General features: G+C 59.3%; 15 protein-coding genes. 2 read left to right on the forward strand and 13 right to left on the reverse strand.

Translation table 11 applies throughout. The annotated features are described in order from the left end of the window. Positions 1-57 precede the first annotated feature (57 nt). The 11 genes from HDE78_RS04665 to HDE78_RS04715 form a co-directional block, all read right to left on the reverse strand. Positions 58-951, reverse strand: coding sequence for a DUF4189 domain-containing protein (locus tag HDE78_RS04665; RefSeq protein WP_179477358.1), 894 nt, complete (start codon positions 949-951; stop codon positions 58-60). A 60-nt stretch (positions 952-1,011) separates the two neighbouring features. After that, positions 1,012-1,638 (reverse strand): type IV secretory system conjugative DNA transfer family protein, encoded by a 627-nt coding sequence (locus HDE78_RS04670; RefSeq protein WP_255457627.1) that lies wholly within the window; start codon positions 1,636-1,638, stop codon positions 1,012-1,014. A 27-nt stretch (positions 1,639-1,665) separates the two neighbouring features. Beyond that, positions 1,666-2,991, reverse strand: coding sequence for a peptidoglycan-binding domain-containing protein (locus HDE78_RS04675; RefSeq protein WP_179477359.1), 1,326 nt, complete (start codon positions 2,989-2,991; stop codon positions 1,666-1,668). 46 nt (positions 2,992-3,037) lie between these two features. Further along, the gene (locus HDE78_RS04680) at positions 3,038-3,472 is read right to left on the reverse strand and encodes a lysozyme inhibitor LprI family protein (protein ID WP_179477360.1); all 435 of its coding nucleotides are present in this window, start codon (positions 3,470-3,472) and stop codon (positions 3,038-3,040) included. Continuing rightward, positions 3,469-5,274 carry a type IV secretory system conjugative DNA transfer family protein gene (locus tag HDE78_RS04685; RefSeq protein ID WP_179477361.1) on the reverse strand — a complete coding sequence of 602 codons (1,806 nt, stop codon included), beginning with the start codon at positions 5,272-5,274 and terminating at the stop codon, positions 3,469-3,471. Before HDE78_RS04685 ends, HDE78_RS04680 begins: the two co-directional genes overlap by 4 nt. A 176-nt stretch (positions 5,275-5,450) precedes the next feature. Beyond that, positions 5,451-6,464, reverse strand: a complete 1,014-nt coding sequence (locus HDE78_RS04690; protein WP_218862038.1) for an NADP-dependent oxidoreductase — start codon at positions 6,462-6,464, stop codon at positions 5,451-5,453. Positions 6,465-6,510: 46 nt separating this feature from the next. Then, the gene (locus HDE78_RS04695) at positions 6,511-7,299 is read right to left on the reverse strand and encodes an SDR family oxidoreductase (RefSeq protein ID WP_179477362.1); all 789 of its coding nucleotides are present in this window, start codon (positions 7,297-7,299) and stop codon (positions 6,511-6,513) included. Positions 7,300-7,338: 39 nt separating this feature from the next. Continuing rightward, positions 7,339-8,109: an SDR family oxidoreductase gene (locus HDE78_RS04700; protein WP_179477363.1), complete on the reverse strand. Its 771-nt coding sequence runs from the start codon at positions 8,107-8,109 to the stop codon at positions 7,339-7,341. A 65-nt stretch (positions 8,110-8,174) separates the two neighbouring features. After that, positions 8,175-8,864 (reverse strand): histidine phosphatase family protein, encoded by a 690-nt coding sequence (locus HDE78_RS04705; protein ID WP_179477364.1) that lies wholly within the window; start codon positions 8,862-8,864, stop codon positions 8,175-8,177. 2 nt (positions 8,865-8,866) lie between these two features. Continuing rightward, positions 8,867-9,937, reverse strand: a complete 1,071-nt coding sequence (locus HDE78_RS04710) for a phosphotransferase family protein (protein WP_179477365.1) — start codon at positions 9,935-9,937, stop codon at positions 8,867-8,869. Then, positions 9,934-11,172 (reverse strand): acyl-CoA dehydrogenase family protein, encoded by a 1,239-nt coding sequence (locus HDE78_RS04715; RefSeq protein WP_179477366.1) that lies wholly within the window; start codon positions 11,170-11,172, stop codon positions 9,934-9,936. The genes HDE78_RS04710 and HDE78_RS04715 overlap by 4 nt, the downstream gene beginning before the upstream one ends. A gap of 152 nt (positions 11,173-11,324) precedes the next feature. Here HDE78_RS04715 and HDE78_RS04720 point away from each other — a divergent pair, with 152 nt between their 5' ends. After that, on the forward strand, positions 11,325-12,251 hold the full coding sequence (locus HDE78_RS04720; RefSeq protein WP_179477367.1) for a LysR family transcriptional regulator: 927 nt from the start codon (positions 11,325-11,327) through the stop codon (positions 12,249-12,251). A gap of 78 nt (positions 12,252-12,329) precedes the next feature. Here HDE78_RS04720 and HDE78_RS04725 read toward each other — a convergent pair whose 3' ends face one another. Further along, on the reverse strand, positions 12,330-13,121 hold the full coding sequence (locus tag HDE78_RS04725; RefSeq protein ID WP_179477368.1) for a hypothetical protein: 792 nt from the start codon (positions 13,119-13,121) through the stop codon (positions 12,330-12,332). A 263-nt stretch (positions 13,122-13,384) separates the two neighbouring features. Here HDE78_RS04725 and HDE78_RS04730 point away from each other — a divergent pair, with 263 nt between their 5' ends. After that, on the forward strand, positions 13,385-13,801 hold the full coding sequence (locus tag HDE78_RS04730) for a hypothetical protein (protein ID WP_179477369.1): 417 nt from the start codon (positions 13,385-13,387) through the stop codon (positions 13,799-13,801). A 40-nt stretch (positions 13,802-13,841) separates the two neighbouring features. Here HDE78_RS04730 and dapE read toward each other — a convergent pair whose 3' ends face one another. After that, positions 13,842-14,981, reverse strand: coding sequence for a succinyl-diaminopimelate desuccinylase (gene dapE / locus HDE78_RS04735; protein ID WP_179477370.1), 1,140 nt, complete (start codon positions 14,979-14,981; stop codon positions 13,842-13,844). Positions 14,982-14,999: the final 18 nt, after the last annotated feature.

The following is a 14,999-nucleotide window of genomic DNA, read 5'->3' on the forward strand; positions in this document are numbered from 1 at the left end:
TGCACATCGTCATCGTTAGCCATTAATAACTCCTTGTATCTAGGTATATTTCACAAATTAATTTACGCAATCGCCCCGAACTTCCTCGCAAGCGTTATTTCCATTCAACTCACATGAATCCATGGCCTTGCTTTTCGACTCACTTTTACCAGCTTCTTTTAACTTATTTGAAACACCAATAAAAAATTGTTTTTTGTTGTTTTTGGCTAAAGCAATACATCCTTTCATCTGCCTTCCTAACTCATGGCATGAAGGTCGACCCGAACAATTGGACTTTACTTTTTCATCAAGCTCACTTTTGTCATCAGCATGCAAAAAGGAAAAAACCTCTAAATTGCTATCTACAGTTATCGCCACCCCGGGCTCTTTTGGAACCCAATTAGGATTAAAATTGGCTAGTAATGTCTCCCGAGGAAAATTTAATACGTGTGGCGCTTTTATAAATTCCGATGTCACTGGGCTTTGTTTAACATCCGTGTTGATTGCACTCACAACTACCCAACGACTGATTTTAGTATCGTAAATAAAATTATATATTGCGGTCGAAGGCTCCAGACTGTAATCCTGTTCTACTGTGAGATTATTCTTATCGAGTCTAATTCCCTCGCGAATAAATGGGTCTGTGCCGCCATTTCCGCATGTTGAGCAGGCAATTATTTTGTCGCTTCGATCGATTTCTTTATAGCTACCCTGCTCTTTGCGGAAAAGAACAAGCAGTCTCTTTTGAGATTCTGATTGAGGACCGTTTGGCAGCACGACTTTATTCTCTAAAATCATGACGACGCTCTGACCATCCGATACATAAAAAATAGGACTCATTCCATTCGGAGCTAATGCCTTAATGTTTTCTGGCAAAGTTACCGTTTCAGAAAGCGAAGCACCCGAGACAACTTGAATTGCCTGCACACCGACGCCTGCTGTGAAAGCAAACAAATATCGAAAAAATTTCATGAATTCCTCACGTGAAAGATTTCAAACGCGTTAAATTTGCTAACTATTTGTTAACCGCCTTTAGCCGTTACCGCCTTCCGAAAATGCAAATATCCTCTGAGGCTTACCAGCGGTGGCTACGGCCTTAATCTTCACCGGCTCGATACTCGCCCGCTTTTTGAAGTTGCTGTCCTTGAAGAACCAGTTCTTCTTGGCGCGGATGGGTTTGCAGCCTTCGTAGAAGATCAGTTCGTCGTCGGCGGGGAGTTCCTTGATTTCCTGCGGCAGGAACAGCGCGCGCTTTTCTTCGGTGTAGTTGACCGAGACAGTGGAGCGCTGCCCGCCGCCACTGCTGCGACTCTGGTGGCGCTTGCGGATGGTCTTGTAGCCAAGCATTTCGCTGTATTCGGTGGCGTCACTCTGCTCACGCGGCGCGAACACGATCTGCGCGCCGTGGTTGGTGATGAAGTTCTGCGCGTCGTTGTCGCCGTAGGCCGAGCGCAGCTGCGCGCGGCTCTGCACGATGCACAGGTCGCGCACGCCGTAACTGGCCGAAATCGAGATGCGCTTGGCCTTGCTCTTGAGGATAGGAATCAGCAGTAAAGCCCACGCCGACAGTGGCGGGCCAAAGACGAAGGCGCCGCTGACCGCAATCTCCCTTGAATGAGAAACAAGGGCCGGGCTCGTCGCAGTTTGAAAATGTGCCATCGAGAGCCCGGACCGAGACCTCCGTCATCACCGACCGGGCATGCCCGGCGTCGATCCTTGCGCTGCCTGCTGATTGATCTGCGCGTTCTGCGCCTGTATCTGACCCATCATCTGCGCCTGTTGTTGATCGTGCTGTTGGACGTGCTGCATCGTCTGTTGCACGCTAGGCGGAGGCTTCGTAACGTCAACCACGGCCATTGAGCCAAGCGGTGAGTTGGACGAGAACATTATTTTTTCGGCATTTCCGTAGACGTTACCCAGATCATCAGGCTTTTTTATCCCCGACATGTAACAGGCGGCAGTCGCCTGCGTAAGCAGCTCATGAGACGCCCCAGTTGGGAATCCTTCCTTGAGAGTGCTGTAAAGCGCATTTTGCGGATGGCCTGGATCACTAAAATCCCGCAATTGCAAACTTGGCGGAGAGGCCATGCTCAAAATTTGTCTATCCCTAACAGCTTCATCCAGATGCTTTTGGGTTACCGGACCCAGCTTTCCGTCGGGATTTAAATCCTGATCGCGCTGAAAACGCTCTACAGCTGCTTTCGTGGTGGGGCCGAAGCGCCCATCCGGCTCAGCTGTTAAATAACCAAGATCACGCAGTTCGCCTTGAACACGCTTTGTACTGTCACCTTGAGAGCCTTGGCTTAAAACGGGACTTTGTTCGCGCGATGATTGGCGTTGATCGCCGTGATGATGGGTACTTCCCGTGTGTATATGCCTGCTCGGATCTGGTGACCTACCTTCAGCCAAGGCCTCCAGATCCATTTTCTCATTGACGGCCCGATCCGAAAGAGAGGTCCATTGTGCCGGCGAATGTTTAAAAAGAGATTCGTTATGATTTATTTTGTAATCTTGGACAGAGTCGACGATATCCTTGTCGGTCAAGCTAGACAACTTATAATCTTTACCAAATTTCTCCTCCAAACCTTTTTCAAAAATTGTCGGCGTGAGACCTCTGAATTGAACCGAGGTACTCCACAAGGCATCCTGGACTGCCGGACCTCTACCACTAAGGTCCAGACCGTCGTCCTTTAACGACTTTGCCTGAACATCGTAATGAGTTCTTTTGATGAAATCAGATTGATCCTGTCCGAATCCCGCATCACTATGTGCGAGCCTTGTCCATTCTGCATTAAAATCTTTAGTTCCAGGCTGCAAATTTTTGAAATTTTTAGCATACGCCGATTGATTCAAATATTCCTTTAAAGTCCCTGAATTGGTCGAAAGCTGATAGGTTCCGTACGATACACCACCGTAATCGCCGCTTCCTGATGAAATAGTTCCAGGTCCACTGCCACCGCTTTCGTAGGACTCGGACGTCTGACCAAGATGCCAGTTGTTTGGATTAGCCATATTTTAATTTCCTTATCAATTATCAGCCATTTTGCAAAGCGTCGAGCTATTTATGCAAACGAGCCTCTAACAAATTGGCGCGCCTAGCAGTCTGTTCTACTTTGCACCCAATCGAATCCACGTCTGATGCCGTTCCACTTTGTGGATCGGCAGAACAATATGAGTCTCGATACGCAATCCATTTACGCTCATCTTCACGCAACAAGGACATATCTTTGGCGCCAAGCGTTTGGGAAAGAGATTTATAGACTCTGTTTAGCCGATAATCTTGGTACTTAAATTCAGCCGCATTGCAATTAAGTAGACTAAATGTGACGCCGCCAGAATCATCCAAACACTTTGTATAAGACGATCTCAACCCTATGTCCTTTAAATCAACACCGGGATTTTTATCCTCCGAATGTGCGACACAGACTAAAATAGGATTCGCTAACAAGATGGAAATAATAGCCCCGATAAATCTTGGTTTATATATTTTCATTTAGCTTGCTCCTGATTGGTTAGTCCATCAAATGCAAAAATTCTAGGTGTCGATTGACTTTCAGGCGATTTAACTTTGATCTTCACCGGCTCGATACTTGCCCGCTTTTTGAAGTTGCTGTCCTTGAAGAACCAGTTCTTCTTGGCGCGGATGGGTTTGCAGCCTTCGTAGAAGATCAGCTCGTCGTCGGCGGGGAGTTCCTTGATTTCCTGCGGCAGGAACAGCGCACGCTTTTCCTCGGTGTAGTTGACCGAGACAGTGGAGCGCTGCCCGCCGCCACTGCTGCGACTCTGGTGGCGCTTGCGGATGGTCTTGTAGCCAAGCATTTCGCTGTATTCGGTGGCGTCACTCTGCTCACGCGGCGCGAACACGATCTGCGCGCCGTGGTTGGTGATGAAGTTCTGCGCGTCGTTGTCGCCGTAGGCCGAGCGCAGCTGCGCGCGGCTCTGCACGATGCACAGGTCGCGCACGCCGTAACTGGCCGAAATCGAGATGCGCTTGGCCCATACGTCCACGCGACCCATGGCCGTGAACTCGTCCATCAGCATCAGCATCTGGTATTTCAGGTCCGGCTCTTCGCCCAGCTGCTTGGTGAGATTGTTGCCGATCACGGTGCTGAAGAAGATGTTGAGCAGTTTGCTGCTCTCGTCCAGCTTGTTGGTCGGGATGATCACGTACAGCGTCGTCGGCCGCTTGCGCAGGCTGCCGATGTCGATGTCCGTGGCATTGGTGGCCGCCGCCAGCACCGGGCTGAGGAACTGCTGCAGCGGTGCCTGCATGGTGGCGATGACGGAGGAGAAGGTCTGTTCGGCCAGGCCGGCGAGGTTGCCGAATACCGTGCGCGTTTGCGGGCTGACGAACGCATAGCTGGGATCTTTCAGAATGTTTTGCAGCATCTCCTTGGTGCTCTGGCCGTCCGTACCGCTGGAGAAACGCAGGATGCGCTCGAGGCTGGGAAATTTCGGCGAGGTATTGATATCCGGCATCACCAGCGGTGGCGCTCGGCCGGTCATCAACTGACGGAACTCCTCGTCCCACGCCTCGAACAGGTAAGAAGCAAAGGCGGTGAACGCCGCGCGACCCTGCGAGGTCCAGAACGGATCCTTGCCCTGCTCGTCCGGATAAAGAATGGCCGCGATGGTCTGGATTTCGCCGATGCGCTTGCCCGGGTCCATGCCGGCCAGGGTGCTCATGGGATTGAAGCGGTGGGTATTGCCCGCTTCGTCGTACGGCGCCCACACGCGTATGGCCTGCCCCTGCGACTCGCGCCATCCGCTGGTGGCTTTGAACAGCTCGCCTTTCAAGTCCAGCACCACCATCGACTGCAGATACGACAGCAGCACCGGAATCGCGATGCTGGTGGTCTTACCCGAGCGGGTGGGACTGATAGTGATGACGTGCTGCGCGCCGCCCAGCCACAGATAATGGCCCTGATACTTGCCGACCAGGATGCTTTGCGGCGTGCGCGTCAGCAGCCCGGCCTTTTTCAGGTCGGACAGTTTCGCGAAGCTCGCATCGCCGTGCAGGGATTCGGCCTTGCCCTTGAAGATCGGGATCAGCAGTATCGCCCATACCAGCAGTGGCAAGCCGAAGCCGACGGCGCCGGCCGCTTTTATCTTGCCGACGTACGGCGCGACCTGCGGCAGATCCAGCGCCTGAAAGTACTGCCACCAGGTGTTCCAGGCCACGGGCACGTTTTTCAGCCCAAGCATCCACAGCACCAGCCAGTCCGCGAAGTAGAGGCCGCCCACCAAGGCCGCCAACAGCAACGCCAATGCAAAAACCAGCTTGCCCGTACTCATCGCTTATCTCCGTTCCGTGGGGAGTCCGATGCTGGTGCAAGCCTTGCTGCCGTGTCAATCCAGATGGATGTATTGCCTGCCCGTAAGCGGCCGCCCTGTGGGGTAATGAAAGCGGGCTCGGCCTCGCGTCCGATTTCCGGAAGATTTCAGACGCGTGGCAAATCGGCGGCAGGTCATCACATGTCCGAAGCGACCTTCAACAGCAGCTTGCCGCGGTGGCTGCCGTCGAACAGGCGATTGATGACCTCGGGCGCGTTTTCCAGACCGTCGGCCACGGTTTCCTCGGCCTTGAGCTTGCCCTCGCGGATCCAGCCGGCCAATGCCTGCACGGCTTCCTTGGTCTTGGTGTAATCGAGTACCAGGAAGCCGCTGACGATAAGGCGCTTGATGATGATCACGCTGTAGTTGTCGCTGGCGCGACCATCGCTGTTGTAGCCGGAGATCAGCCCGCAGAGCGCGACGCGACCGCCGATGACCATGCGCGACATGACCGCCGCCATGATTTCGCCACCGACGTTTTCGAAGTTGACGTGGATACCGTCAGGGGTGGCTTCCTTCAAGGCCTGCTTCCAGTTCTCGGCCTTGTAGTCGACGGCGGCATCGAAGCCCAGTTCGTCGACAAGATACCGGCATTTGTCCGCGCCGCCGGCAATGCCGACCACGCGCGCGCCCATGATCTTGCCGATCTGCCCCGCAATCGAGCCGACCGAACCGGCCGCCGCGGATACCACCAGCGTTTCGCCGGCTTTGACCGGTGCGATATCGGTCATGCCGTAATACGCGGTGACGCCGCTCATGCCGCAGGCGCCCAGCAGGGTTGGCAGCGGAATGCCAGGGTCGGCCGGCAGACGCACGTAACCCTTGGCGCTGTCGTTGATAACCAGATAGTCCTGCCAGCCGATCAGGCCCTGGACGAGGTCGCCTTCGCTATAACGCGAGGAGCGCGACTTCACCACACGGCCCAGGCCGAAGCCGCGCATCACCTCGCCAATGGCTACCGGCGGCATGTATTGCGGGATATCGCGCATCCACACGCGATTGGTCGGGTCCATCGAAATGTACAGCGTGCGCACCAGCACTTCGCCGTCTTGCAGCTCATCGAGCGGCTGCTCGACGAGATCGAAATTGGCGCGCTGCACGAGCCCTTCGGGACGGGTTTTCAGGCGCAGCTGGCGGTTGATCATGGACATGATGATTTCCTGTAGGAACGAATGGAATCGGTGTCGGCCCGGCGCATCAAACGGCCGAAGCGCCGCCGTCGATGCGGAACTCGGCCGCGGTGATGTAACGGCTCTCGTCGGAGGCGAGATAGAGCACAGCGTAAGCCACGTCGTCGACGTCGCCCAGCCGGCGCAGCGGCACACCGCGAGTGAGTTTCTTCAACGCCTCTTCTTCGCCGAGCTGCTCAAAGAACGGCTCGACGATGCCGGTGCGGATAAACGAAGGGTGGATCGAGTTGCAGCGCACGTCCATCTTCTGCCGCGCGCAGTCCAGCGCGACGGATTTGCTCAGCGATGCCACCGCCGCCTTCGAGGCATTGTAGACGGTGTAGTCGGGATCGACCTTGAACGCGGCCATCGACGAGATATTGATGATCGAACCCGGCTGATGTTGACGCAGCAGCGGCAGCGCGTATTTGCAACCCAGATAGACCGCGTCGAGATTCACGCCCATCACCCGCTGCCATTCCTTTGGTTGCAGGCTTTCGACACCGCCAATCGCACCGATGCCCGCATTGTTCACCAGCACCGAGATGCCGCCGAGCACCCCGTTGGCCTCGGCCAGAGCGCTCTGCCAACGGTCCTCGTCGCGCACGTTCTGTGCCGCCGACCAGGCCACGGTGTGGTCGTGCTCCGCGTTGATGGCGGTGGCCACCTCGTACACGGCGGCCTCGTCAATATCCGTGAGAAACACTTTGGCGCCGTGACGCGCCAGCAGCTTGGCCATCGCGGTGCCGAGGCCGCCGCCGGCGCCGGTGATAAACGCTTTCTTGCCTGCGACGCGGTGTGCGGAAACATGGGTCATGCGGAAACTCCAGAGTAAATAACGGGACGACCGAACCGATCAGACCGACAGATAACCGCCGTCGACATTCAAGATGGCGCCCGTGGTGTAGGACGCGGCGGCCGACGAGAGATACAGCACCGTGCCAGCCATTTCCGACGGCTGCGCCACCCGTTTCATCGGTACGTGCGCCATCGCCTGCTTGAGGATCGCCGGCGTGTTCACCAACACCGAAGCGAACTTGGTGTCGGTCAGTCCGGGCAGCAATGCGTTGCAGCGCACGCCGCCTTCGGCGCACTCCACCGCAAACGCCTTGGTCATCGAAATCACCGCCGCCTTGGTGATCGAGTAGATGCCCTGCAGATGGCCGGGCACGACGCCGTTGATCGAGGCGACGTTGACGATGGAGCCGCCGCCGTTTTTGATCATCAGCTTGGCGCCGTGGGTGCACATATAGAAATAGCCGCGGATATTGACGTCGACGGTCTTCTCGAAGATCGACAGCTCGGTATCCAGGATGCTGCCGAAGTACGGATTGGTCGCGGCGTTGTTGACCAGAATATCCAGCCGGCCGTGCTTTTCCTCGATGGCCGCGAACAGCGCAGCGATCTGATCCATCTCGCCGATGTGACAGGCTATGGCTTCGGCCGAGCCACCAGCCGCCACGATCTGATCCACCACCGTCTGGCAGTCGGCCTGACGACGGCTGGAAACGATGGTGTGCGCACCTTGCGCCGCCAGCAGCTTGACGATTTCTTCGCCGATGCCGCGGCTGGCGCCGGTAACGAGGGCGATCTTGCCGGAGAGGTCGAACAGTTCGGTAGCGCTCATGAGTGATAGTCCTTGATGTCGGATGAATCGTTTGAAGTTTGGCCGTCTATTTGGAAGTACGACAACTAGCGATAGGTGACCATTGCCTTCGTATCGGCACCTTCCAGATGCGGCCAGCCGTTGTAGCTGATCAGGCTGCGACGCTGCGGGCCGATCGAGACGCGACTGATCGAGGTATTCACCAGCGGCCAGCTCAGCGTAAACACCTCGGCGATCGGCGCACCGACCAGCGCATTGGCGATCACCGCAATTGGGCCGCCGGAAGTAAATGCCCAGATCGTGCGCGCCTGCTGCGCCGCCAGCGCCTGCATGCCGCCTATCACTGCGGCGCGAAACGCCGGCCAGCTGCGCGTGTATTCGTGATCGAACTCGCCGCCGGTCCAGCGTGCCACGGCTTCGGAAAACATCTGCTGGAAGGCACGATGCGGGTGTTCTAGCTTCGCCAGCTCAGCCACCAGCGCCTCGTGCGAGGCGAGCTCGGGGCGATGGCGAGCCAGCACTTCTTCGTGATCGAATTCGTCGAGCCCGTCGATCGTGATACGCGGCGCCGATACGCCGGCCGCTTCCACGCACAGATCGGCCGTATGCGCGTGCCGACGCAGCGGACCGACCACAATAAGATCGGGAACGTGGCCGGTGTGCTTGAACCAGCGACCGAGTCGGCGCGACTGCTCCTGGCCGACGTCCGAAAGCCGATCGTAGTCGGCCGTGCCGAAGCTGGCCTGCCCATGACGAATAAGCAGCACGCTCGCCATGCTCAGAGGCTCGATGCGGCGATGAGCTTGCGGCAGCGCTGGCTCATGTACGCCACCGCCTGGCCGAAGCCGGCGAACTGCGGGTTGGTGGTTTGCCCCAGCACGAAGCGCCGGTAGATCTGCTGGATGATCACGGTGACGCGGAACAGCCCGAACACCTCGTAATACTCGAAGTTGTCCACGTTCCAGCCGGTGCGCTCGCCGTAGTACTCCACCAGCTCGCGCCGCGTCAGCATGCCCGGCGCGTTGGTCGGCTGACGTCGGAACGACTGGAACACCGGGTCGTCATCGGCCTGTATCCAGTAGCCCAGCGAGCCGCCCAAATCCATCAGCGGATCGCCCAGCGTGCTCAGCTCCCAGTCGAGCACGCCGACGATGTCCAGCGGGTGCTCGGGATCGAGCACGACGTTATCGAAGCGGTAATCGTTGTGGATGACGCAAATGGCGGTTTCGCGCGCGGGCTGTTTTTCGGCGAGCCAGGCGAGCACGTCGTCGCAGGCGTCGGTGTCGTCGTTCAGGGCCTTGCGCCAGCGATCGCTCCAGCCGCCGACCTGCCGTGCGATATAGCCCTCGCCCTTGCCCAGGCTGACCAGCTCCGGCAGCGACGCATCGACCTGATGCAGTTCGACCAGGCGATCGATAAAGCCCTTGCACAGCCGGCGCACGCCGTCGGCATCCAGCCCGAGCTCCGGCGGCAGGTCGCGACGGAGGATGATGCCGCGCAGGCGCTCCATCACGTAGAAGTCGTAGCCCAGCGTGGCCGGATCATCGCCGATCGCCAGGATGGTCGGCACGCGCGGATAATGGGGCTTCAGCGCGGCCATGACGCGCGCCTCGCGCAGCATGTCGTGCGCGGATTTGGCCTTCACGCCCGCCGGCGGGCGGCGCAGCACCAGTTCGCGTTCGCCGTAGCTGATCAGGTAGGTGAGGTTGGATGCGCCGCCGGGAAACTGCGAGATTGTCGGCTCGCCGTTCAGGCCGTCGATATGCTGCTTGAGAAACGCATCGACCTTGCCGATATCCAGCCGGTCTTCCTCGCGCACGCTGCGCGCCTGATCGACGGCCGCCGTCATCGTGCTTTCCTCGCGGCGATGGCAGCTCCCTGGGCGCGCATTTCCAGCTTGGCGATCAGGCCGCGATGCACTTCATCCGGGCCGTCGGCCAGGCGCAGGATGCGCGCGTTGGCAAACAGCGCGGTGATCGGAAAATCGTTCGACAAACCGGCTGCGCCGTGAATCTGGATGGCCGCATCGGCGGCCTTCTGCGCCAGGTTCGGCACGATGACCTTGATCTGCGATATCTCGCTCATCGCCGCCTTCACGCCCTGGGTGTCGATCAGCCACGCTGCCTTCAGCGTGAGCAGGCGCGCCTGTTCGATCGCCATGCGCAGGTCGGCCACGATGTCCTTGTTGCCGCCCAGCTCGATCAGCGGCTTGCCGAAGGCCACGCGCGCGCTGGCGCGCTCGCACAGCAACGACAGCGCCCGCTCGGAGGTGCCGATCGCACGCATGCAGTGATGAATGCGGCCAGGCCCAAGGCGGCCCTGTGCGATCTCGAAACCACGGCCGGTGCCCAGTATCACGTGATCCAGCGGCAGCCGCACATCGGTAAAGCTGACCTCGCCATGGCCGGACGGCTCGTCGTAGGCATGAAACACCGGCAGCATCCGCTCGACCCTGACGCCCGGCGCATCGAGCGGGCACACCACCATCGTGTGACGCTGGTGCGGCGGTGCATCGGGATGGCTCAGGCCCATGAAAATCACCACGCGGCAGTGCGGATGACCGATACCGGTGGACCACCACTTGCGCCCGTTCAGCACGATGTGGTCGCCCTCGATCGTGGCGGTCGCCTGCATATTGGTGGCGTCGGACGAAGCCACATCCGGCTCGGTCATGCAGAAGGCGGAGCGAATCTCGCCGTCGAGCAAGGGCTTCAGCCAGCGCGACTTGTGCATGTCCGAACCGTAGCGCAGCAGCACTTCCATATTGCCGGTGTCCGGCGCGTTGCAGTTGAAGATTTCCGGCGCGATAAACGAGTGGCCCATGATCTCGGCCAGCGGCGCATAGTCGACGTTGCTGAGGCCGGCGCCGTACTCGGGCTCGGACAAAAACAGATTCCACAGCCCGGCCGCCTTCGCCTTGGCCTTCAGCGTTTCCATCACCGCCGGCTGGTGCCAGGTGCGCCAATCACCGTTGCCGGTAAGCTCGTCGGCAACGATTTTTTCAGCCGGGTCGACTTCGTCGCGCATGAAGCGATTGAGCGTTTCTGCCAGCGCGCGCGAGCGTTCGGAATGAGCGAAATCCATCGAGCTTCTCCTGCGGGTATGCCTTCTTTATTCCCCAAGCGTACGCCCGTCGGCATCAATCAGTGACATGAATATCTTTTATATCCACCCATCAGCTCAGTTAATATGTTTAATCGTGCAGCGCAGCATGTCGAATACATCCGAGGCCCACCATGAATCGCCCCGACCTGCGAATGGATCTGAATCTTTTTCGCGTGCTGGACGCCATCCACACGCACGGCGGCATCAGCGCGGCGGCGCGTGCGCTGCACCTCACCCAGCCGGCGATCACCCATTCGCTCAATCGCCTGCGCGAGCTATTCGGCGACCCGCTGTTCGTGCGCCAGGGCAACCGCGTGGTGCCGACGCACAAGGCGCGCAGCGTGATGGCCGACGTGCAGCTGCACCTGCGCGGCCTGCAGGCCACCACGCAGATGCACGCGAGCTTTCGCGCCGACGAACTGGACATGACCTTCACCGTCGGTTTTCGCGACGTGCTGGAGTCCATCGTGTTTCCGCCGCTGCTGGCGAAGATGGCCGCACTCGCGCCGCATACGCATATCGTCAGCCGGCGCATTGCCGCCGCGGATGTCGATCGCGAACTGAGCGCCGGCACGACCGATCTGTTGGTGGACCGGCGGCTGCAGGCCGGGCCCCGACGGTGCAGCCAGCACCTGCTCGACGAGTCGCTGGTGGTCGGCATGCGCGCGAAGCATCCGCTGGCCGGCAGTGCGCTGCGCCGCAGCGACTACCTGAGCGCACGCCATGTGGCGGTTTCCCAGCTCGGCGAGGCCGTGCCGCTGGACGTGCTGCTGGCGCAGGACGGCCGCTCGCGCGATATCCAGCTGGTCTGCCAGCACTATTTTTCCGCCTGCCAGGTCGCCGCGTCCAGCGATCTGCTGCTGACCATGCCCCGCTCGTACGCCGACTGCTTTTCACAGCTGCTGCCGATCGTGGTGCAGCCGCTGCCGATCAAGCTGAAGCCGATTCCGATTCTTGCCTACTGGCACCCGTCGAAGAACGACGACCGCGCCCACGAATGGTTCCGCCAGCGGGTGTTCGAGATCATCGGCACGGCGCCGGAATTCAACGATCGCTGAGCCTTAGCGCTCGCCGACCATACCGATCCGAGCTCGCTAGCCAGCAGACGCGAGCGGCCCGGTGCGGCCGGATGGTGCTTACGAACCGCTGCCGTTTTTCGGCGGCAGTGGCTTGCCGTCCTTGGTTTCCACTGGCTGCAGCGGTTCGACCGTAACGTGGCCGTGCCAGTCCTCGAAAACATCGGCTGCTTTTTTGTCGATCTGTACGGCGAGCGTCGTCGTCTGCGGACAAGCCATCGCCTGGTCGGGCCCTATCGTGCTGCCCGCCAGCTGCGCCGCATCGAACATACCCTGCATGCAGTAACTCGATCCGATGCCCTTACTGCGCAGCATCTGCATGCCGTCGTGGTAGCGGGCCTCCGCACGCGTGGCGGCGGTCGCATCGGCGTAGGTCGGCTGTAAATCATGCAGGAGTTTTTCGGACTCGGCGCGCTCACGCGGAGACAGGTGCGCGCGCAGCTCGACATAAGCCTGATTGAAGCGCTCGGTGTGCCGCTCGGCTGCCAGCGCCAGCCACGCCAGAGCAAGTGGGCGATTCACCGGCTGGTGGTCACCGTTAAGCGCCATCACACCCAGCACATACTGCGCGGGCTTGCTGGCCCAGGATGCCGCCGTGTGGAAAAACCTCTGCGCCTCGCCGTAGTTCTTCTCGCCGTAGCTTTGCGAAGCGAGGCAGTAGTAGTAATCGGCGGGCAGAAATTTTTCCAGGCCGATGATGCAGCGCGTGTCGGCCAACTGTTTGTCGGTCGGCGGCGGCTGGTCGACAGCCTGTGCGCGGGTCGCGCTTACCAGACCGAACGTCAGCAGCAGCCCGGTGACCAGAGTCGTGCAGACTAGCCCGACCGCTTTACTTCCATATCTGCGCAACATCGCTTTACTCCATTCGTCGTTAGTTTTATCGAGCGCCGATGATATGGAAGCACGATGACGCTTTGAAATTCCAGCATCCGGTAACCACGGCATTCGAAAAGCGCAAGACGTGCAGCGCAAGCTCTTGCCGTGCGTGATGGAAAGCCTTGCGCCGAGCCTGAAGCCGAGAGGCACTGTCGAAACTTGTTGCGTTCATTGCGCTAATCTTCATCGGCACGAACGTCGGGAGGAAGACATCTGCGATGAAACTCGGTACTGCCACGATGCTTGCCATGGCCGCTTTGACCATATGGCCGCCCGTTTCGACTGCGCAGTCGGCGCCGCATAGCGAGAATGCGGCGCTGTTCGTGGCCGAACATCTCGACGTGCTGTCCATCCCCAGTTCGATCTATGCACGCAGGAAACCCGGCGCGAATACATTGAAGGATTACGGTTTCGCCGATTTCGAAAAGATCGATGGCGGCGTACGATCGATCGATCATGAAAAGCAGTGGCTTTTTGGTATCCGGATCGTCGAGGACAACGGCGGCATCAAGGTACTTTGCATCCAGGATGGCCCTCGGATCGGCGGGAGTTTCCCAAGTCAAACAACCGCCGAGGTCAAACTTGGTCGGGACGGACTATTCCACGGCACCGGCCGGTTTCCGCAAAGCGATCAGTGCCCGCCGTTTCAACGCTGAATAGGGTCAGACGCGCGAATGCGTACGCGCATCATTGGCGTCACACCAACAATCGTTCGCACACCGCCTGGTAGATCGCCGGCAGCTGCTCCAGCTCATGCACCGCCACGCATTCGTCGACCTTGTGGATCGTCGCATTGACCGGGCCGATCTCCACCACTTCGGTACCCAGCAAGGCAATAAAGCGACCGTCGGAGGTGCCGCCGCCCGTGCTTTGCTCGGGATCGAGCTGGCACAGATCGCGGCATACGGCGACGACGGTTTCGCGCAGCCTGCCGCCGGGTGGCGTGAGAAACGGCTGACCCGACAGCTGCCAGTCGATATGAAAATCCAGACCGTGCCGGCGCAGGATCGCCTCGCTGCGCGCCTGCAGGTCTTCGGCCCGACTGGCCGTGCTGTAGCGAAAGTTGAACAGCGCCGTGAGCGTGCCGGGAATCACGTTGTTGGCACCGGTGCCCGCGTGGAGGTTGGATACCTGCATGGAGGTCGGCGGAAAGTCAGCATTGCCTTCGTCCCAGCGCTCGGCCGCGAGCGCGGCGAGCGCGGGACCAAACGCATGAATCGGATTGAGCGCCTTTTCCGGATAGGCGACATGACCCTGAATACCGCGTACGGTCAACGTCGCCGACAGCGAACCACGACGTCCTACGCGAATCAGATCGCCCAGCCTTTCCTTGGCCGACGGTTCGCCCACCACGCAAAATTCGATGCGCTCGTCGGCGGCGCGAAAGTGCTCGATCACCTTGCGCACGCCGTCGATGGCCACGCCTTCTTCGTCGCTGGTGATCAGCAAGCCGACGCGGCCTGGGTGATCCGGGTAAGCACCGACGAACTGCTCCAGCGCCACCACCATGGCCGCCACCGAGCCCTTCATATCGGCCGCGCCGCGGCCGTATAGACGGCCATTCGTTATCGTGGGTTCGAACGGTGGACTTTGCCAGGACGTTTCCGGGCCGCTGGGCACGACGTCGGTATGCCCGAGAAACATCAGCGTCGGGCCTGACGCACCCGAGCCGCGATGGGTGGCCCAGAGATTGTCCACGTCGCCGTAGCGCAGGTTTTCCATCGTGAACCCGACGCGCGCCAGCCGTTCGGCGATCAGCGCCTGACAGCCGGCATCGTCCGGCGTGACCGAGCGGCGGCGGATCAGTTCGCAGGTGAGGTCGAGCACGTCGCTCATGGTTGATGGCTCATCTTG

This window comes from Rhodanobacter sp. K2T2, assembly GCF_013408815.1.
Taxonomy (GTDB): Bacteria; Pseudomonadota; Gammaproteobacteria; order Xanthomonadales; family Rhodanobacteraceae; genus Rhodanobacter.

Coding starts and splice junctions, on each gene's coding strand:
- HDE78_RS04695 (WP_179477362.1), bottom strand. CDS start 7,299: ATGACCCATGTTTCCGCACACCGCGTCGCAGGCAAGAAAGCGTTTATC.
- HDE78_RS04705 (WP_179477364.1), bottom strand. CDS start 8,864: ATGGCGAGCGTGCTGCTTATTCGTCATGGGCAGGCCAGCTTCGGCACG.
- HDE78_RS04720 (WP_179477367.1), top strand. CDS start 11,325: ATGAATCGCCCCGACCTGCGAATGGATCTGAATCTTTTTCGCGTGCTG.
- HDE78_RS04725 (WP_179477368.1), bottom strand. CDS start 13,121: ATGTTGCGCAGATATGGAAGTAAAGCGGTCGGGCTAGTCTGCACGACT.
- HDE78_RS04710 (WP_179477365.1), bottom strand. CDS start 9,937: ATGACGGCGGCCGTCGATCAGGCGCGCAGCGTGCGCGAGGAAGACCGG.
- dapE (WP_179477370.1), bottom strand. CDS start 14,981: ATGAGCGACGTGCTCGACCTCACCTGCGAACTGATCCGCCGCCGCTCG.
- HDE78_RS04670 (WP_255457627.1), bottom strand. CDS start 1,638: ATGGCACATTTTCAAACTGCGACGAGCCCGGCCCTTGTTTCTCATTCA.
- HDE78_RS04690 (WP_218862038.1), bottom strand. CDS start 6,464: ATGTCCATGATCAACCGCCAGCTGCGCCTGAAAACCCGTCCCGAAGGG.
- HDE78_RS04675 (WP_179477359.1), bottom strand. CDS start 2,991: ATGGCTAATCCAAACAACTGGCATCTTGGTCAGACGTCCGAGTCCTAC.
- HDE78_RS04700 (WP_179477363.1), bottom strand. CDS start 8,109: ATGAGCGCTACCGAACTGTTCGACCTCTCCGGCAAGATCGCCCTCGTT.
- HDE78_RS04685 (WP_179477361.1), bottom strand. CDS start 5,274: ATGAGTACGGGCAAGCTGGTTTTTGCATTGGCGTTGCTGTTGGCGGCC.
- HDE78_RS04730 (WP_179477369.1), top strand. CDS start 13,385: ATGCTTGCCATGGCCGCTTTGACCATATGGCCGCCCGTTTCGACTGCG.
- HDE78_RS04665 (WP_179477358.1), bottom strand. CDS start 951: ATGAAATTTTTTCGATATTTGTTTGCTTTCACAGCAGGCGTCGGTGTG.
- HDE78_RS04680 (WP_179477360.1), bottom strand. CDS start 3,472: ATGAAAATATATAAACCAAGATTTATCGGGGCTATTATTTCCATCTTG.
- HDE78_RS04715 (WP_179477366.1), bottom strand. CDS start 11,172: ATGGATTTCGCTCATTCCGAACGCTCGCGCGCGCTGGCAGAAACGCTC.